This is a genomic window from Peribacillus sp. NPDC097224, assembly GCF_044761985.1.
In the GTDB taxonomy this organism is placed as follows: domain Bacteria; phylum Bacillota; class Bacilli; order Bacillales; family DSM-1321; genus Peribacillus.
This window is the reverse complement of sequence record NZ_JBIWDK010000003.1, coordinates 93,340-112,371: the sequence shown is the minus strand read 5'-3', so window position 1 is coordinate 112,371 and position 19,032 is coordinate 93,340. Positions and strand designations below refer to the sequence as shown.

Below are 19,032 nucleotides of genomic sequence, written 5' to 3'. Positions count from 1 at the left end.
TAACACTATTCTTTCAATAAAAATCAGTATAACGTTTGAAATTATTAACAGGTATACTCAAAACAGAAAATAAAAGCACATCAGTATGAGGAGGCAAAGCGATGACAATTCTTGAAGGGTTTCATAATAGTTACATATTGGCAAACGGTGTACGTACACATTATTCCTGGGCTGGAACAGAAGGACCAGCTGTAATTTTACTGCACGGTGCAGGACCTGGAGCATGCGGCGCAGCAGGTTGGCGTTTTATGTTACCTGCATTAGCTAAAGCTGGCTTCCGAGCATATGCAGTAGACCAACTTTCAATGGGCTTTACCGACGCCCGCCCTCACGCATGGCCTGTAAATGGTCATCAAAGCCTAGTGGATCATGTACATGATTTCATTGAAGCATTATGCCTCGACGAAGTATCACTTGTCGGCAATTCACAAGGTGCTTACGTTGCAGCTAAATATGCCATAGACCACCCAGAAAAAGTAAATAAAATTGTTTACATCGGTAGTAATACCATCTATCAAGCGATGCATGAAGTACCTGAGAGAAAGCTGCGGTCATTCTTAGAAGTGATTGGTTATGACTATACAGAAGAATCCTTACGTAAATTCATGTACCGTAATTCAAGCGAAGACACGGTCATTCCTGAAGAACTGATTCAACTACGTCATCAAGCGGCAACCCGCCCAGGCGTTAAAGAATCCAATCAGGCGTTCGATGCCTACTTAGCGAGAATGAACGAAGAGCCTAAGCTTTGGGATCGTTACTGCATGAAAGATACCTTACCAAAATTGAAAATTCCAGGCCTATTCATTTGGGGTAAGCAAGACGCCGTTGCACCAGTGGAGACAGGTTATAAACTCGAGAAACTATTACCGAACATATCATTTGAATATATAGAAAACTGCGGTCATCAAGCTCAAACGGACCAACCGGAAATCGTGAACAAACTTGTCATTGACTTTTTGGCAGTGGAAAAAGATCAAGCCGTTACAGCACAATAAACTATTTTTGAAAGGAATGATCAAATGGTAACAGTAGTTGAAAGTAAAGGGCTGTATGAAGAAATTATGCAAAAGGCAAAGCGCATCGGTGAAGCCGCAGAGTTAGAAGCAATCGAAGCTGATCGAAATTCGACCGTGTCCCCACGCATCGCGGAAATTATTCGTGAGGAAGGCATTCACCGTTTGATTTTACCGAAAGAGTTTGGTTATCCACAACTCGATTGGCATACATTCGTTGATATGGTAAGCACAGTTGGTTACCATAACTTATCAGCTTCATGGTTAACCTACTTCTTCTCCGTGCATAACTCTTGGGTTTGCTACTATCCTAAGCACATTCGTGATGAAGTCATTAACCAAGGTGGCTTTGTAGCTGACGTATTTGCTCCCATCGGTAAAGTGGAACCAGTTGAAGATGGCTATGTCGTTTCCGGAAAGTACAATTTTGTAAGCGGTATCAATTACTGTGATTGGGTTGGCGTTGGCGCCATGATGAAATTCGAAGACAATGACAAGCCCGAACGTGTCGGCATTTTATTGAAGGTTTCTGACTTGGAAGTGGTAAAAACTTGGGATTCCCTTGGTCTTCGTGGATCAGGCAGTAATACATTGATCATTGATAATGTTTTCGTTAAGCCTGATGCCATTTTACGCTTCAGCAAAATAATCGAAAAGAGCCAACCGCCATATGAAGATTTCGATCAAGACTATTTATATTACAATACACCATTCTATCCTGGCTTCTATGTAGGGTTCGCCGCAATGGCTGTTGGTGGTGCAGAACGTGTAGTTGACGAGTTCGAAAAGCATACAGCCGGCCGCGTCCGCTTCTCTGGCATAAACGAAAAGGATTCTCCCACAAGCCAACGCGTGCTTTCGGAGTTAAAGCTAGAAATGATTTCTGCAAAAAGCTTATTGAACGAATACATCCGGATGATGGAAGAAGATAAAGGTGGTCCATACGAAGGAGCAAAATATAAAGCGATTCGTGCAAAAATCATCGATAAGTGTACACAAATCGGTGTTAAGGCCCTACTGACTTTAGGTGGGCACGCATTATTAAAAGGTCATCCGGTAGAAATGCACACTCGTGACCTGATGGCAATCGCCACACACATTACTTCTTTATATGAAGACGGCATATTAGGATACGGTAGAAATTTATTCGGCGTTCAAACAAACATTCAAGGGTAATTTCAGCATCGGAAAGTATGATGGATAAAGATTGAAATCATATTTTCCTTGTCCTCTTATTAAAAAAACATGACTATGAGGTGAATATAAATGGAAAAATTTCTTTACGCACCGGAAATTGCAAAATTAGGACACGTAGCTTTAGTATCAGCAGATCTTGAAAAATCTTTATGGTTCTTCCGCGACACAATCGGGTTAGAAGAAACCGAAGTGATAGATGGTGTACATTACTTGCGCGCTTGGGGCGATTTCGAACACCATACATTATCCATTACAGCTGGTGAAACTTCTTACATCGATCACATTGGCTGGCGTACAAAACGTCGTGAGGACGTAGCAACTTTCGCTAAATTATTAGAAGATGCTGGTACAGAAGTACGTTGGATAGAAGCAGGCGAAGAAGTAGCCCAAGGGGAAGCAGTCCGCTTCGAATTACCAAGTGGTCACCGCTTTGAACTGTATTACGATATGGAAAAAACACCTGCTGATGAATCTCGTAAATCAGTGCTTAAAAACCAAACGTATAAATCTTGGGCCAAAGGTGTATCACCACGTCGCATCGACCATGTTAACTTACAAACTTCACAAGATAACGCTGTGATCGTAAATTACTTACAACAAGCATTAGGCTTCAAGCTACGTGAATATTTCGTAAATCCAGACGATGTACAAGTCGCAAGCTGGTTATCCGTAACAAACTTAGTTCATGACGTGGCAATCATGTCTACATCCCGTTCAAAAGAACCAAACGAAATGCATCATATCGCTTATTGGTTAGACAACTCCCAAGACTTACTACGTGCTGCTGATATTTTATGCGAAGCTGATGTACAATTCGTAGGCCCTGGTAAACACGGTATTTCTCAAGCCATGTACATTTACGTAAAAGATCCAGGAAGTGGCTTACGTCTTGAGATCTTTACAAACAGCTATTTAATCTTCGAGCCAGACTGGGAGCCAGTGAAATGGACGTATGAAGAATACTTGAAAAACGGATCTGCCTACTGGGGCGACCGTCGCCGCGATGACGTAGATCGTGAAGCACAAGTTAAGGAATTAGCGAATTCATAATAAATTGACCACCAGCCATTCATGATGAAGGATGCTGGTGGTTCTTATGCGATGAATATTATATAGGAAGGGGTGTCTCTATTGAAGGCAATGTTAAAAGTGTTAATCTTATCTTTCATTGGCGGTTATATTTTTAGCTTGCTGCACATCCCTATTCCCTGGATGCTTGGCCCAATTGTTGTCGTCATGTTAGCTCAATTTGTTTATAAAGGACCGCTTAGATGGTCCAGCCAAATGCGTGATTTAGGTGTCGTCATGGTCGGGACCGCGATTGGTGTACAATTCAACACCGATTTATTCGGCATGATGAGCTCCATTTTACTTTACATGATAACCCTAAACGTCATTTTGATCGGCGGTTCAATCGGCATCGCCTACTTAACGAGCAAATGGACAAAAATCCCGGTGAAAGCTGCCATATTAGGCGCCATCCCAGGCGGTTTAGGACAAATTGTCGTCTTTGCCGAGGAAGAAAAAGTTAAAGAAATCGGCGTTATTTCTTATTTTCAAGTAATTCGACTTTTACTGGTCGTTGTTTTCGTACCATTTATCGTCGCTGGCCAAGTAATGAGCAAGCCACCAACTGACGCTAAGCTAACAATCAGTTTAGTACTACTAATTGCACTTGCTTGGGGTTGCTCTCATTTAATGAAACGCATCCATTTGCCGGTCGCATTTTTCATTACACCCATTCTTTTATTCATTACATTGCAACTCACAACACCACTGGCAATGCCTCAAATACCTGGTATAATCATGGATGTTGCTCAGTTACTAATCGGTGCCCATATCGGACTCATGCTCAAGCCGCATATGATCAAACTGCCGGTACGCATACTTGTAGGGGGCATTTTCAGTGCCTTCGCACTGATTGCGCTAACATTAGGATCAAGCTTCTTCATGTCCTTTGCATTGGATACAACCTTCGCTACAAGTTTCCTAAGCACCGCCCCAGGGGGCTTAGATCAAATGGTGTTATTAGCGAATGCAGTGCATGCAGATGTCTCGCTTGTTTCAATGTTCCAAACGTTCAGGCTCCTGTTCATTTTTATTTTAATTATGCCTTTGATGAAAATGTATTATCGTTGGCAAGGAAAAAAGAAATTGCCTAGCATCAAAAGAGCCATGTAGTAAAGTACCGATCATGGTTCATGTTAAAATCTATATACCTATGGATAAGACGCTCCGATGATTGAAATTCATTCAGTGGGGCGTTTTTCGAATCTGATGAATGGGTGAAATCAATTACCATATAATAGTAGAAACACGTTCAAAAAAACCAAGTATCTTCATTGAAGTCTGTGGGCTAGATTGCTACAAATGCGATGAGGTTACGGATATTAGAGATTCAAATAGATAGAATACCATTTCTTGAACGAACCGGGAAAAATAAAAGGCATGAGCCCGGTACAATACCGAACTCATGCCCAAGGAACTGCATATCAGTTCCTTCCTCGACAATAATAGACTATATGCAGTTGGTCATGTTCTTCTTAACTGCTTACATATAACTAACTTCTAGTATTCAGCCACTCTACTTCTCCGCCTGGATAATTGCTGAGACAATATATTCTTCTACCTTATGTTCCGGTGCCCATTCCTTGATGAATTCTTTGGATTCATCTTTAGGGATAATGGAGATGTTCTTAAATCCAGCTTGTTTCATCGTCTCGGACAATTCTTCAATTGAAGATGCCCCGGCGATGCATCCGGAGTAGAGGTTCATATCCGTTTGCAATGCTTCAGGCAGATTCGTAGTCAACACGATATCGGAAATCGCTAATCTCCCGCCCTTTTTCAGAACACGATACGCTTCCTGAAAGACTCTTCTTTTATCCGGGGATAGGTTGATGACGCAATTCGACATGATTACATCAACGAATTGATCGGCAATAGGCAGATGTTCGATTTCCCCTAAACGAAATTCGACATTTACGAATTGATTTTTTTCGGCATTGCTCCGAGCTTTGCTAATCATTTCAGGTGTCATGTCAACGCCTATGACTTTTCCTTTTTCCCCCACTTTAGGAGAAGCCAAGAAAGCATCGAACCCTCCCCCGCTCCCAAGGTCAAGGACGGTCTCCCCCTCTTTTAAGTCCGCGATCGCCTGAGGGTTTCCACAGCCTAATCCCATGTTTGCGCCATTCGGGATATTTTGAAGCTCTGCTGTGGTATATCCCATCTTTTTAGAAATCTCTTCGACGGAAATATTTTGGTTTTCTTCGGGTGTACAGCAGCTTGGCGCACAACAGCTGTCAGAGTTCACGACTTTAAGGGCGATTTTTTTATAATTGCTTCGTACGCTTTCACGAATTTCATCTTTTTTCATTTCACTCATTCTCTCCATATCCTTCCTATTCATATTTAGCAGCAAGAGTTTTCATTATATCCTGTAAGCACTATGCCCATTTCACCATTTTCCTCTTCTACATCTATGGTTACATCTGATAACTGTTCCTTCATCTCAGATTGAATGGCAATGTTCACCCCATTCACTTCTACCACCATATCATTTGTTTCTGCTTCTTGTAAGGCAACGCCAAGGTTCATTCCGCAACACCCTGCAATTCCATAAAATCGTAGAGTGGATACGTCATTTGCCTTCATCGCTTCTTGTAAATACTCTTTTGCTTGATTGGTCATTTTCATGTTCTATTCCTCCAATAGGTTTCGCATGTCATTTTTACATGTCCAGAATTTGATGCAATTGCTTGATTCCCTTTGGCTCTTCCCGGCTCCAAGGGAGAATGACAGTTTGGTTGCCGGATAGCTCTTTCACTTTCTCAATCCATTTCTTCTCTCCCTTTGCTTTCCTGGTAAGCATCGGTTCCATTGTATCCGTGACGAAAAAACTTTGGTTGATGAGCCACCAATGGATGGATATATTCGCCCGTTTCAAATCTGCTGCCAATCGTTTTGCTTCCAAAACAGGTGTCATCTCAGGAAGTGTCGTAATGATGATGCTCGTATAGGACCCGTCTCTTAATTTTGGCAACAAATCGCGTACCGGCTCTGGTATATCACCAGAAGAACGGGAAATTTCTTTATGATAGGCTTCAGATGCATCCAATAATAGAAGGGTATGACCTGTTGGTGCCGTATCAATTACGACCATGCTATCTTTGGACTGCGCCACAACATTGGCGAGTGCCCGGAAAACGGCGATTTCCTCGGTACAAGGAGATTCCAAGTCTTCTTTTATGAAGGCCAAGCCTTCTTCATCCATCGTTTCACTTGCTTTGGAAAGCACTTCATCTTTATACTCTTCCACGACTTTCTTCGGATCGATGCTGCTTATCGTTAGATTGTCATATAAGGTGTTATCATCAAAAGTCCAAGCAATGTGAGCGGCTGGATCCGTGGTCGTTAAGTGGACCTTTTTCCCTTTTTCGGCGAGTCCCAAGGCGACAAGTGACGCTACTGTCGTTTTTCCTACCCCGCCTTTTCCCATCGTAAGGATGACCCGATGGGAGTTTGATTCATAATAATCCACCAAATCTTTAATAGAGTGATGAGAGATCGTTTCTATTTCATCTAATAAGTTTTCAGACTCCCCATATGTTTGAGTGAACCATTTCTCCATGTGATTGATTCCTGTGATGGCAAATGAAACAAGAGGCAAATAAAAAGTCGGATGTTTTTTCAATGGATTCGGAATGTCTTCCAATGCCCGCTGTTGTCGGTCATGCAAGGCATTTGCATAACGATCACCTCGATCCGTCTGTTCGAAGACACCGTTCACGATCAAGAGTTGATTGGCAATCCCGATTTCCTTCAACTCATCCGACGCACGTGCCGCTTCCCTCAATGGTCCCTCTTCAGGTCGGCTCACAAGGACTAGTGTAGTCTGCCCTTTGTCCGCCAACACCTTGACGGCCTTCTGATACATCTGCTTCTGACTTTCCAATCCCGCTAACGGACCCAGGCAAGATGCCCCGTTTGTATTTACATCTAAAAAACCGGACCATGCAGTTGGTAGTTGCAATAACCTCAGCGTATGACCAGTTGGTGCGGTATCAAATACAATCCGGTCATATTCCTCCGTAATTGTTGAATCCGTCAAAAGGGTCGAGAATTGGTTGAATGCCGCAATTTCTACGGTGCAAGCCCCTGACATTTGCTCTTCCATCGTGGCAAGCACCGCATCTGGTAACTTTCCTCTATACGGGGCAACCATCCGTTCCTTGTATTCGGTTGCCGCTTGGACAGGGTCCAAGTTCAGGGCATACAGGTTCGATGTGCCCTTGATCAATTGGGGATGATTGGTTAACGGTTGCCCGAATACATCTTGTAAGTTCGAAGCGGGATCTGTACTGATCAACAGAACTTTTTGTCCTTGCTTCGATAAAGAAAGGGAAAGCGAACTTGCCACGGATGTTTTCCCCACTCCACCTTTGCCTGTGAAAAATATAAATCGCGTTTGTGGGAAGAATTCATCAGTGAATAACTTCATGTCAGCTCTCCCCATCTTTTTGCGTCTTCAGTGACAATCGCACTTTCGGCTTTTGGATCAGTTCCTCAACAGAGAACCCCGTCCACCTTCCCAACTCCTCATTACTTGGATAGCTCCCTGTTCGTACCACGTTTCCATCAACGAAAACAATCGGTAAGACATCCGGACCCTTTTCGTTCAATAACGCACTCACTTGTTCATGTTGCATGAACTGTTCGGTATCATTGGTTAAATTATATCGTTCGATCGGATAATCCTTTTTCTTCAGATTACTTGTCACAAAAGACATCCTTAATAGCTCAGGGTCGATGGAAGGACCGCATACACCTGTAGGGCAACACATGGCAGGGTCAAAAATCTGTATTTCTTTCATTGAAGTCACTCCTTTTATATAAATAAGCAGATGCCTCTATTATGGATAAATCAATAGCCAAGTAATTTGCCTTGGCTATTTGCGGGCTCATTCTCCCATTTCAGCGAATTCTTCGATCCGTTCGCCAATTTCATCACGCACGCGTTGGAAGAAGGACCACTTTTCCTCATCGGTTCCTTCCGCTTTGGCTGGATCATCAAAACCCCAGTGGACTCGCTTTACTTGTGGAGGCGTGATTGGGCAATGCTCGTCTGCATGCCCACACAATGTAACCACTAAATCTGCATGATTCAAGGTTTCCCTATCAATCACATCCGATGTATGATTGGAAATATCAATGTTTACTGCCCTCATCGCCTTAACAGCATTGGGATTCAATCCGTGAGCTTCCAGGCCTGCACTTTTCACAGTCCAATCCGGTAAGAACTTTTTCGCCCAGCCTTCCGCCATTTGGCTGCGGCATGAATTGCCTGTGCATAAGAAGTAGATGGTTTTTCTATGTGTCATGAAGGTTTCCTCCTGTATTGAAAACAAGCAGTTATAATTTAATTGTCCGGAAATATTTCTTTTCCCAACGTAGAGCGACATGGACGAGAGCGATCAGTACCGGCACTTCCACGAGTGGTCCAATGACCGCCGCAAACGCCGCGCCGCTATTGATTCCGAATACGGAAACGGCCACCGCAATCGCCAGTTCAAAGTTATTGCTTGCTGCCGTAAAGGAAAGGGAAGCCGTAACCGGATAGGATGCTCCCGCCTTTCTTGATGCAAAAAACGCTACGACAAACATGATTAAGAAGTAGATGAAAAGCGGTATCGCAATCCGCACTGCATCAAGCGGCAAGGCAATGATGGTGTCCCCTTTTAAAGAGAACATCATGACGATCGTAAACAATAAAGCAAACAATGTTAATGGGGAGATCTTGGGTAGGAACTTATTTTCATACCACTCATTCCCCTTAACTTTCAAGCCAATTAATCGGGTCAACATCCCTGCTAAGAATGGAATGCCAAGATATATCATGACGCTTTTCGTGATTTCCCACATCGATATCACGACAGATAGGTTCTCCATGCCGAATACGCCAGGTAACACATTCAAGAAAAAGTAGGAGAATACGGAATAGAATAGGATTTGGAATATCGAGTTGAACGCCACGAGTCCCGCGACATACTCCCTATCTCCCCGCGCCAGATCATTCCAGACAATGACCATCGCAATGCAACGGGCCAGGCCAATCATGATCAATCCGGCCATGTACTCTGGATAATCGCGTAAAAAGAGAATCGCAAGGAAAAACATCAAGACCGGCCCTAACAGCCAGTTTTGAAACAAGGAGAGCAGAAGCACTTTCCAATCCTTGAACACGCGCCACATTTCTTCGTACTTCACTTTTGCAAGCGGTGGATACATCATGACGATTAACCCAATTGCGATTGGTATAGAAGTAGTTCCTACCGAAAAGGTATCTAATACACTTTTGAAATCGGGTACCCATACTGCAATCATGACTCCGACGAACATCGCCACAAATATCCATAGAGTAAGATAGCGATCCAAGAAGGATAATCGCTTTGTTACACTTTTATTTTCCATCCTTTTCTCCCCTAACATGATGAAGAATTAGCATTCCGTTGAACAACATGGAGCCTGGACAGGTTCTAAAGAATCGATGATGGCTTGAATATAGGGCTGTTGAACATCATTCAATCGGAAATGTTTCCATGTTCCCTTTTTTCTTTCTAAAATGATTCCTGCGTCTTTTAATTTTTTCACTTGTTGACTGACTGCTGGCTGGGAAATCTGCAGGATATTCACAAAATCACATACACAAACTTCACCTTGTTTCAGACATGCCAGCAACTTTAACCGGTTCGGGTCACTCACGGCTTTTAACAGACGAGACATCTCCTCGATTTGGTTCATCTAGTGTCCTCCCACTATACATAATTAAATGCTTATATAATATAATGCTTATGTTATCACGATAGGTTTGACCGTTGCAAGGGTTTTGGCTTGGAGAGATTTTATCAGAGTACTTCTCGAATTGCCTTCATGAAAAAAAACTGCCGATCTCCCGGCAGCCTCCATTCCTTATAAATACTTGCGGTGAATCCCTTTTCCGTCGTAGGAAAACATGACTTCTTTCCCCTCCATGACCGATTCCATGTGCACGGGACGTCCCCAGAGCTGGTGGATATAGGGCATGACTTTTTCAAGGTATTTCAGGTCTAGTTCAATGTCCTCGTACCAATGTTTCAAATACAGCTCGCCATTTCGCATATAGTCGCCGTCATTGACCGTGATATACGGAAAGCCGCCATTCACCCGCATGCTGACGAGCTGATCGCGCACCTGTTCCCATGCCTTATCAACGATTTTGTAGTCTTTGCCTTGCTTCTGAAATAAGTACATATCCTCACGCATGACAAGATCTTTGGTCAAATAGTTGCGGATGAAGGAGATATCCGATTCGATTTCCCTGACTTCAAACATCTTTTCCCGGCCGGTTCCTGGCTTGATGCCGAGCTTGAGCATTTCCTCTGTCGGGTTATCATAGCGTTCTTCGATATCTTCAAACACCTTCAGCCCTAGATAATAAGGATTGATGCTCGTTCGTGATGGCTGCACGACTCCGGCATTCAGTTTCGCAAATTCAATCGATTCGCCAGAGGTCAAATCCAGTTCACGCATGATGCGCTGATGCCAGTACGATGCCCAGCCTTCGTTCATGATTTTCGTTTCGAGCTGCGGCCAGAAATAGAGCATTTCCTCTCGGATCATGGTCATGATATCTCTTTGCCAATCGGTTAAATCCCTGCTGTATTGTTCAATGAATAGCATGATATCTTTTTCAGGACGTGGCGGGAACTTCTTACGCCTTTTAGCGGTCGGATGCTTCTTCACATCTCTGTCTTCGAGATTCCATAAATCATCATACTCCGTCGCTGCCGGCTTGATTTCCTCCTCCTCTTCCTCATCCTCCATCGTCCAGGCAAGCTTCGGCCTCATCAGTGATGGGTCGATATGTTCCTCGATGGCAAGAAGGGCATCAAGGAATGTTTCCACTTCCCGCTTGCCATGCAACACTTCGTATTCCCGGATTCTTTCTGCCGTGGCCGACATGCTTTCTACCATATCCCTCTTGGTGTTCCGGAAACGGACATTATTCTTGAAGAAATCACAATGCGCCAAAACATGCGCCACAATCAATTTGTTTTGCACAAGTGAATTGGAATCCAGCAAGAACGCATAACATGGGTCAGAGTTAATGACCAATTCATAGATTTTGCTTAATCCGAAATCATATTGCAGCTTCATTTTATGAAATTGTTTCCCGAAGCTCCAATGTGAAAAGCGGGTCGGCATTCCATACGCACCAAATGTATAAATGATTTCCGATGGACAAATTTCATAACGCATCGGGTAAAAATCCAATCCGAATCCAGTGGCTATTTCTGTGATTTCACTGATGGCATATTCCAGAGCCTTCTGCTCCGATCCATTCATCTTATATCCCCCTAGTCTTTTGTCTTTAGTCTAATGTATGAAAAAAGGGCGGAAAAATGCTTTGTTCCTTCTTAAAGGGCAATCGTACATAGAAAAAAGACATCCTCCAAAAGGGAAGATGTCAGGAATCAGTAGAACAGGCACTCTTTCTTACTATTACTTGGCTATTTCTGCATGTAATGCCCGTTTTTTCGTTTTTGAGCGAACCCACGAAATGATAAGAGCTGCAATGATGACAAAACCTAAATATCCTGTAAGAGGATATACCGTACCAACCAATTTAATGAAGCCAACAAAGCTGGCAAGGAAAGCTAACATCCCTACGACGATGACCGAGATTTTAAAATTCTTTGTTTCGGAAGGTACAAGTCTAGCAGTAAATGCGTACAGCATACCAACTGACGTATTATAAATCATGCCTAACAGCACTACGGACAGAATATTTCCCAACCAAGGCGAGATTTCATTTGCTAAATAAAGAGTGGGCATGCTTACTCCCTCAATCGATTTAAGGTCGGACATCATCCCCATATTGATTAGAAGTAATAAAACCCCTAAACCTATCCCGCCTAAAATGCCTCCCATTCCTGCTTCTTTCTTGCTTTTCATTGTACCTCCCATTACGGCCAGCATCGCGATTCCAGCCGTCATATTATAAGAAACATATAGCAATGAACCCATTAGCCAATTTCCCGTTGCGGCCGTTTCTTTACTGGATGAGGCAATGATTTCACTGAAGCTAAGATTTGATGTAAAGAATGAATAACCCGCAATGACAATCATGATGATGAATAAGAATGGCGTTACGGCACTAATGATCGACATGATTTTATCGACTTTAAGCAAAAGCGTTCCAATGGTGAGGATCGTCATGATCGCGGCACCCACGATACTTGGAATGCCAAATTGTTCTTCGAAAATGGATCCGGAACCTGCAATCATGATCACCGTTACGCCGAATAAGAAAAAGGTAATGATCACATCGACAACCCTGCCTAGATGACGACCACAAAGGTGATCGATTATGCTTTTATGTGAGCGTGTTTGAAGCGAGCTCCCTAACTCCGTAACTTGCATTCCAAGGAAAGCGAATAATGCAGTCGCCACGACAATTCCCAATACACTGTAGATTCCAAAGCTCGTGAAAAACTGCAATACTTCTTGTCCTGAAGCAAAACCTGCCCCTATGATGATTCCGATATATGCACCTGCTAGATTGATACTGTTCTTCATGGAAATCCACCCCATTTTAAAGATAATTCTGACAATTTTGTGCATGGGTAGCTTTTGGCTACCTCACGTTTAAAGCTCCGCCAATCTTCAGTAAGAAAATACCAAAGCTTGGCGGACTCAACCTGCTCAATTTTTGTATCGTTTACTATAGGAGGTAAATTCATCGACAATGGTCGTATCTACTTCGTATCCAATACCTGCCGTCTTTGGCACGGTGATGACCCCATCTTCCACCGTCACTTCCGGCTTAATGATGTCTTTATGCCAATAATTCGCAGAAGCGGCCGTATCGCCAGGCAATGTAAAATTATCAAGTGTGGTCAATGCGATATTATGTGCACGACCGACCCCAGATTCCAACATGCCACCGCACCATACTGGCACGTTTCGCTCTTTACATAAATCATGAATTTTCTTAGCTTCCGTTAAGCCACCCACTCTACCAATCTTGATATTGATGATTTTACAGCTTCCCAAATCCAGCGCCTTTCTGGCATCTTCGACGGAATGTATGCTTTCATCCAAGCAAATCGGTGTTGTGATGCTCGCTTGCAATGTCGCATGATCGACAATATCATCCGATGACAAAGGCTGCTCGATCATCATTAAATCGAATTGATCCAGCTGTTTCAATAATTCGATATCCTTCAAACGGTAAGCCGAGTTTGCATCCGCCATGATCGGTACATCCGGATAATGATTACGTACTTCCCTGATAACATCGACGTCCCAGCCCGGCTGAATCTTTATCTTGATTCGTTTATAACCATCTTTCAGTCCATTCTCGATTTTTTTCAATAAATCTGGAACGGTTTTTTGGATACCGATACTGATGCCGACATCGATTTTATCCAGCTCTCCACCTAGTGCCGTGCTCAGTGGAATGTTCTTTTCTTTCGCGTACAGATCCCAAATAGCTCCTTCGATTGCCGATTTCGCCATATTATTTTTCCGAATATGAGCGAACAGTTCCGCTACTTCACCTGGGTGCTCTATTTCTTTATCAAGCACGAGCGGAATCAGGAAATCCTCCAGCATCGTCCAGTTCGTTTTGATGGTTTCTTCGTTATACCATGGCGCGGCAAAAGCTACAGATTCAGCCCATCCTGATAATCCCGCTTCATTTTTCACCTCTACTAAAATAAACTCTTTATCCACGAATGTACCAAAGCTAGTTGTGAATGGAGCAATCAAATCCATATTCAGATGACGTAAACGCACTTCTTTTATTTTCATGTTTAATTCCCCCACTTATTTCTGTTTTTGTAAGATGTAATGTTGTATGTTGTCCTCTTTGATCCGTTCAATTCCCACTACAGCATATCCCTGGGCAAAGAGGTTTTTGAATATCTCTCTTGTTTTCGAACGCCAATCAATCGCCAACGAAAGATTTTCCTTCTTCATTTTTTGTATCTCCGTTGGTATCGGAATGGCAATGACGTCTGCTTGTGTATCCAGCCTATATTCCGTGATGACTGGAAAACCTTGTTCATCCTTTTCTATCGTCACTAATTGTGACGCTTCACTAGGGAGATTCGCATCCGACTGCAAATCTTGATTGATCGTCCATTCCACCATGAAGCGGTCCGTCGACAGCCCTTCATTAAGTGAGCCTTCAAGCTTTCCGTAACAATCTTCCATATAGGTACGGCAAACTGCTTTAAGTTTTCCGATATTTAAATTCGCATTCACGCTTTCCAACGGATCGTATGTCCAGCAAATCAAGTCGTAGCCCTTTTTCAGTGCTTCTTCTTTTTGTGCCAATTTAAGCAATCTTCCGTACCCCTTCTTTTGATGTTCCGGATGGATCGCCAACAAGTGTGAGCAAAGAAAGACCTTTCCATCCTTAAAACCAGGGAAGCTGTATTGAAAGCCCACTAACTGCTCATCGAGGTAACCGCCTATGACAAGCCCCCCGTTTTTAACTGCCGTCAGCGTCTGGTGGGTTGGTATGGAATTCATCCCCCATACAAGCGTCTCCAATTGTTGCACCTCTTGTAACTCTTCTAATGTCGATAATGATTTGATGTGTAATTCATGAGTCATGGCGATCCCCTTCTCCATATTTATCGAAAGTAAGAAGGATGGCTTTCGTCAGAATCTCGATCCCCGAAAGCAGCGCTTCTTTATTAAAGGTCATAAGTGGATGATGCAGGCCTGGCGTTAAGCCACAACCCAATCCAAGCATCGTCGCTTTAATGGTCGGTTTCTTCAACGTATAAAAATGAAAATCCTCTCCACCAGTCGTAATGACGGGAGGCACCAAATTTTCTTTACCGAGTGTATCTGTTATGGCTTCTGCCATGATGGCTTGGGCTTGTTCGTCAACATGTGCAGCGGCTACATATGCACTTGGTTCAAGGGTAATTTCAACGCCATTGGCAATGGCCAGAGCTTGTGCGATTTTCTTCACCTTCATGGTCAATTCCTTCATGACATCATTATCCTGGGCGCGCAAGTCCAGCGAAAAAGTAGCCTTCCCTGGAATGATATTCGAACTTTCCCCGCCTGCAGAAAACTGCGTCATTTTCACGGAATAAGGGATGGAAGGATTAAGATGGATGCTGTTCAACAATGTGATGAAAGAGGCCCCGATCTCGATTGCATTTTGACCTTGATGGGGCCTTGCACCATGTGCATCCGTTCCTAGGATTTCGCCCTTTATGAACTGTGCTGAACCATGAACGATGGCTGGTGCCGCCTGGCCATCGCTCACTTCCTCCGCAGGCCTTACATGCACGCCATACAGAAAATCTATATCATCGACGACTTTTTCCTCAATCATCTTCAAGGCACCCGTTCCTTTTTCTTCTGCAGGCTGAAAAAGGAATTTGAGTTTCCCTTTTGGTTGAAAGTTCATTTCCTTCAATACAAGGAAAACGCCAAGAGCCAGAGTCATATGCCCATCGTGGCCACATGAATGGTTGGCCTGGAATGTGTCATTCACTTCTTGCCATAATGCATCGATATCCGATCGTAGGCCCACCGTGAACCGGCCTTCCCCCATCTCACCAATCACGCCGGTACAGTCGGCAAATCTTGTCACGGTACATTGGTTTTCCGTTAAAATGTCCGCAATGAAGTCTGTTGTCTTCACTTCATTCCAACTCGTTTCTGGATGAGCGTGCAGATGGTCAAATATCTCGATGATCCGTGGTCTTAACTTTACAAGTGATTGTGTTATATCCATTTCCAACTCCCCTTCAGAAGAAAAAATCATCCTGTTTAAATGTGTCGTATTTACACTTTCTATCTTTGAATCCTTGTTCGTCTTTTATTGAGACACCCGCTACTAAACTATTCAATAAGGAAAATAAAACAGGTGCTGTATCGATGGTCGAAGTCTTCGGCGTTGATACCGGTAATAAGACATCCGCGAAATCTGCAAGAGGGGCAAGTTCGGAGTCGGTAATCCCGATCACAAAGGCCCCAGCCTGTTTAGCCATCTCCGTAATTTTCACCGTTTCTTTCACATAACGGTGAAAGGATATCGCTATGAAAACGGAACGTTCCGTCATTTTATCCAATTGTAAAAAGATATCGTCTGTATCCGGCCGGTATAAATGAACATCCTCCTTCACAAGCCTTAGTGTGAACGTCAGCCAATGTGCGGCCGAAAAGGATAAACGATGTCCGGAGATTAAAATACTATCGGCTGACGTAATTTTGTCCACCGCTTTTGTAAAATCCTCATTTGATAGATTATGTATGGTCTTTTTGATGCTCTCGATATCTTGTTCCATCACTTGTGCCATGAAGTTTGGCTCGTTTGCGACTTCGAGTTTAGAAGTATGGTATTCATTCAAGCTACTGCTCTCGAAAATCAGCTGATTGCGAATCAGTTTTTGAAGTTCAGCAAAACCACTTAGCCCTAGAGAATAACAAAAGCGAATGATCGTGGTCTCACTCACGCCAATTTCTTTCCCTAACGCTTGAGCTGGACTGACGGCAAATGTATGGGCATGAGTCAACAAGTATTTGGCCACTTTTTTTTGCCCAGTCGTTAATGCCGGGAATATCTCTTTTGCTTTTTGCTGAACATCCATAAAATCCTTCCCTTCAGTAACAAAAATGAATCGTATACTTTTTTTAAATATATTTGAAGTTATAACTTCACCGATAATAGAGAACATTCTAACACCCACCTTTCCATAAATCAATAATATTCTGAATATTTTAATAAAATATTCAGAATGAATTCGAAAAAACCCACGAAGAGTATCTCCGTGGGTTACATCCATCTTTTATTTTTTGTGGCGCTTTGCGTAGCCACATCGTTTACAGAGTTCTTCAACGGCGCATCTTCTCGAGAAGCCATCATACATATTCTTCGCCCGTTCGCCATCCAGGATTTCTTCTAGGGATGAATCGAATATATTCCCAAGTGGTATCTTTCCTTCACTATCCAAGCAACAAGGAACCACCGTACCATCCACCAAGATTCCTAGTTGATCTCTCAATGCATAGCAGAAAATATTTTCATCAATGATATCGCGGTCAAGTTCCGGCCACTCGAATTTTTCCGCCATATTGATATAAACCCGATCCTTCAGTTTGATATTATTCTTTTCCTGAAGGGCTTCACTTAAACGAATGTCCAGTGAAAGCTTCTCTTCCAACATCGAAAGAATATCATCATTCAACCCATTACTCGCTTTAAGTTCATCTGAATCCATATTCCATAGTCGTATGGCACAGATCACTTCACTCGTTGCATTTGCCTCATTAATGAAATCCGTTATATTACTTACGTAACTTTCCAGGCTATTGCTCGTATCATTCGCTTCAAAACTATGAAGGGAAATATTCACCTGACGAAGCGCTTTTTTGGACAGAAGCTTATCCTTCACCTTTTGGATCAGTGTGCCGTTTGTCGTAATATTCACTTTCAAATCATTCTCGGCGCTAATATCCAGGAACGTGCCCAAATCTTTATTCAAAAATGGTTCACCCATTAGATGGAAATATATATGGTCCGTATGTGGTTTTATCTTTTCAATCACGTGCGTAAAACCTTCTGGATTCATAAATTTCAATGTCCTTTGCAAGCTAGAACTCGGACAAAAATTACACTTCAGATTACATATGTTCGTTATTTCGACATATACTTTTTTAAACTTTCTCATTATAATTCCCCTAAAATCTTGCTGTATTTAATCTGTTATTAACTATACTTGTTCCTTCCTTATAAATGCAATGGAAAAATGGATTTCCGAACAAAATGAAGGGAACTTCCACATTTAGAAGTTCCCTTCTTTCTTCCCTTAAGTCCCTTTAGAGGATCAGCATTTATGTCCATTCCTTCCTATGCTCAGAAATGAATGTCATATCGTTTCGGTAATGTTGAAGATGACCTTGCTCCACCATCTTTTGAAAGGCAAGATCACCTTCACTCGCTCTTCTTGTGATTGTCTTACATAATCCTTCTAAACGTAACAGGATCATCTCGATATAATTCTCCGCAATTCCTTCACCGTAAGCATCAAAAAATGATCTAACCCTGTTTTTTATGCGGGAAGCATCGTGAACTGAATGATAATGGACCGTCTCACCCGTCTCAGTAAGATACAATCTGCTTAATGGAACACAAGTGTAAAGCGTATACGCGATGTCCCAAAGTCGTGGACCAGGTCCAGCCACATCAAAATCAATAATGCCAATCGGTCGTTCATTTTGAAAAATGATGTTGTACATGGCAAAGTCATTATGGCATAACACCTCCGCTTGCTGTGGGGTATTATCGATTGCTTGCCAATGATCATCCAATGAAAAGTCGCTTACAGCATCATGATAAAGACGGAGCATCTTAGCGATTTCCCGTAAGACATCTTCTGACCACATGTATGTTTGTAGAGGATAATTCCCCGCTTCTCCTTCAATGAAAGATAGAATTTCTCTGCCCTTATCATCGATACCAAGGAATTTAGGGGCATATTCGTAACCTTTTCCCTCCAGGTGCTTTAATAACGCATGAATCCTTTGGCTATTTGGCTTCATTTCCCGTCTGACGGTATCACCTGAACGATATACTTTCGAAACGTTCCCACCTGTTAACTCTTCCTCATTGGAAAGATTGGGCATAGATACACCTCCACTGATCATGCAACTATTCACAGGAAAACCATGTTAATTCTAGTGTATCATAGGTCAGAACCAAAACAATCTAGATATGGATGCAGATGCAACTACGGACATAGAA

Annotated in this window: 19 protein-coding genes; 4 read left to right on the top strand and 15 right to left on the bottom strand. The window is 42.8% G+C overall.

All coding sequences use genetic code 11. The features are described from left to right. The first annotated feature begins 101 nt into the window (after positions 1 to 101). The 4 genes from ACIQXR_RS07190 to ACIQXR_RS07175 all read left to right on the top strand — a co-directional run bounded on the left by ACIQXR_RS07190 (position 102) and on the right by ACIQXR_RS07175 (position 4,394). The gene (locus ACIQXR_RS07190; RefSeq protein ID WP_402867559.1) at positions 102 to 998 is read left to right on the top strand and encodes an alpha/beta fold hydrolase; all 897 of its coding nucleotides are present in this window, start codon (positions 102 to 104) and stop codon (positions 996 to 998) included. A 24-nt stretch (positions 999 to 1,022) separates the two neighbouring features. Further along, positions 1,023 to 2,192, top strand: coding sequence for an acyl-CoA dehydrogenase family protein (locus tag ACIQXR_RS07185; RefSeq protein WP_402867558.1), 1,170 nt, complete (start codon positions 1,023 to 1,025; stop codon positions 2,190 to 2,192). Between the two features lie 90 nt (positions 2,193 to 2,282). Continuing rightward, on the top strand, positions 2,283 to 3,263 hold the full coding sequence (locus tag ACIQXR_RS07180) for a VOC family protein (RefSeq protein ID WP_402867557.1): 981 nt from the start codon (positions 2,283 to 2,285) through the stop codon (positions 3,261 to 3,263). 90 nt (positions 3,264 to 3,353) lie between these two features. Beyond that, the gene (locus tag ACIQXR_RS07175; RefSeq protein WP_402867556.1) at positions 3,354 to 4,394 is read left to right on the top strand and encodes an AbrB family transcriptional regulator; all 1,041 of its coding nucleotides are present in this window, start codon (positions 3,354 to 3,356) and stop codon (positions 4,392 to 4,394) included. A 403-nt stretch (positions 4,395 to 4,797) separates the two neighbouring features. Here the strand turns inward: ACIQXR_RS07175 and ACIQXR_RS07170 are convergent, their stop codons facing one another. The 15 genes from ACIQXR_RS07170 to ACIQXR_RS07100 all read right to left on the bottom strand — a co-directional run bounded on the left by ACIQXR_RS07170 (position 4,798) and on the right by ACIQXR_RS07100 (position 18,914). Then, the gene (locus ACIQXR_RS07170) at positions 4,798 to 5,601 is read right to left on the bottom strand and encodes an arsenite methyltransferase (RefSeq protein WP_402867555.1); all 804 of its coding nucleotides are present in this window, start codon (positions 5,599 to 5,601) and stop codon (positions 4,798 to 4,800) included. A gap of 26 nt (positions 5,602 to 5,627) precedes the next feature. Further along, positions 5,628 to 5,912, bottom strand: coding sequence for an iron-sulfur cluster biosynthesis family protein (locus tag ACIQXR_RS07165; protein ID WP_402867554.1), 285 nt, complete (start codon positions 5,910 to 5,912; stop codon positions 5,628 to 5,630). A gap of 34 nt (positions 5,913 to 5,946) precedes the next feature. Beyond that, the gene (arsA, locus tag ACIQXR_RS07160; protein ID WP_402867553.1) at positions 5,947 to 7,716 is read right to left on the bottom strand and encodes an arsenical pump-driving ATPase; all 1,770 of its coding nucleotides are present in this window, start codon (positions 7,714 to 7,716) and stop codon (positions 5,947 to 5,949) included. A gap of 1 nt (position 7,717) precedes the next feature. Continuing rightward, the gene (gene arsD / locus ACIQXR_RS07155; protein WP_402867552.1) at positions 7,718 to 8,089 is read right to left on the bottom strand and encodes an arsenite efflux transporter metallochaperone ArsD; all 372 of its coding nucleotides are present in this window, start codon (positions 8,087 to 8,089) and stop codon (positions 7,718 to 7,720) included. An 87-nt stretch (positions 8,090 to 8,176) separates the two neighbouring features. Then, complete coding sequence (arsC, locus tag ACIQXR_RS07150; RefSeq protein ID WP_402867551.1) at positions 8,177 to 8,596, bottom strand: arsenate reductase (thioredoxin); 420 nt, start codon at positions 8,594 to 8,596, stop codon at positions 8,177 to 8,179. A 31-nt stretch (positions 8,597 to 8,627) separates the two neighbouring features. Beyond that, positions 8,628 to 9,686 (bottom strand): ACR3 family arsenite efflux transporter, encoded by a 1,059-nt coding sequence (gene arsB / locus ACIQXR_RS07145; protein ID WP_402867550.1) that lies wholly within the window; start codon positions 9,684 to 9,686, stop codon positions 8,628 to 8,630. 27 nt (positions 9,687 to 9,713) lie between these two features. After that, positions 9,714 to 10,016, bottom strand: coding sequence for an ArsR/SmtB family transcription factor (locus tag ACIQXR_RS07140; protein ID WP_402867549.1), 303 nt, complete (start codon positions 10,014 to 10,016; stop codon positions 9,714 to 9,716). Between the two features lie 168 nt (positions 10,017 to 10,184). Beyond that, positions 10,185 to 11,600 carry a SpoVR family protein gene (locus ACIQXR_RS07135; protein ID WP_402867548.1) on the bottom strand — a complete coding sequence of 472 codons (1,416 nt, stop codon included), beginning with the start codon at positions 11,598 to 11,600 and terminating at the stop codon, positions 10,185 to 10,187. 156 nt (positions 11,601 to 11,756) lie between these two features. Further along, positions 11,757 to 12,833 carry a YkvI family membrane protein gene (locus ACIQXR_RS07130; RefSeq protein WP_402867547.1) on the bottom strand — a complete coding sequence of 359 codons (1,077 nt, stop codon included), beginning with the start codon at positions 12,831 to 12,833 and terminating at the stop codon, positions 11,757 to 11,759. 126 nt (positions 12,834 to 12,959) lie between these two features. Then, positions 12,960 to 14,069: an o-succinylbenzoate synthase gene (menC, locus tag ACIQXR_RS07125; RefSeq protein WP_402867546.1), complete on the bottom strand. Its 1,110-nt coding sequence runs from the start codon at positions 14,067 to 14,069 to the stop codon at positions 12,960 to 12,962. Positions 14,070 to 14,084: 15 nt separating this feature from the next. Then, positions 14,085 to 14,879 carry a GNAT family N-acetyltransferase gene (locus tag ACIQXR_RS07120; protein WP_402867545.1) on the bottom strand — a complete coding sequence of 265 codons (795 nt, stop codon included), beginning with the start codon at positions 14,877 to 14,879 and terminating at the stop codon, positions 14,085 to 14,087. After that, positions 14,869 to 16,023 carry a M20 peptidase aminoacylase family protein gene (locus tag ACIQXR_RS07115; protein ID WP_402867544.1) on the bottom strand — a complete coding sequence of 385 codons (1,155 nt, stop codon included), beginning with the start codon at positions 16,021 to 16,023 and terminating at the stop codon, positions 14,869 to 14,871. The genes ACIQXR_RS07120 and ACIQXR_RS07115 overlap by 11 nt, the downstream gene beginning before the upstream one ends. Before the next feature lie 13 nt (positions 16,024 to 16,036). Further along, on the bottom strand, positions 16,037 to 16,879 hold the full coding sequence (locus ACIQXR_RS07110; RefSeq protein ID WP_402867543.1) for a MurR/RpiR family transcriptional regulator: 843 nt from the start codon (positions 16,877 to 16,879) through the stop codon (positions 16,037 to 16,039). Positions 16,880 to 17,077: 198 nt separating this feature from the next. After that, complete coding sequence (locus tag ACIQXR_RS07105) at positions 17,078 to 17,959, bottom strand: radical SAM/SPASM domain-containing protein (RefSeq protein WP_402867542.1); 882 nt, start codon at positions 17,957 to 17,959, stop codon at positions 17,078 to 17,080. A gap of 163 nt (positions 17,960 to 18,122) precedes the next feature. Continuing rightward, entirely contained in the window at positions 18,123 to 18,914 is a 792-nt protein-coding gene (locus ACIQXR_RS07100) for a phosphotransferase (protein ID WP_402867541.1), read from the bottom strand. Positions 18,915 to 19,032: the final 118 nt, after the last annotated feature.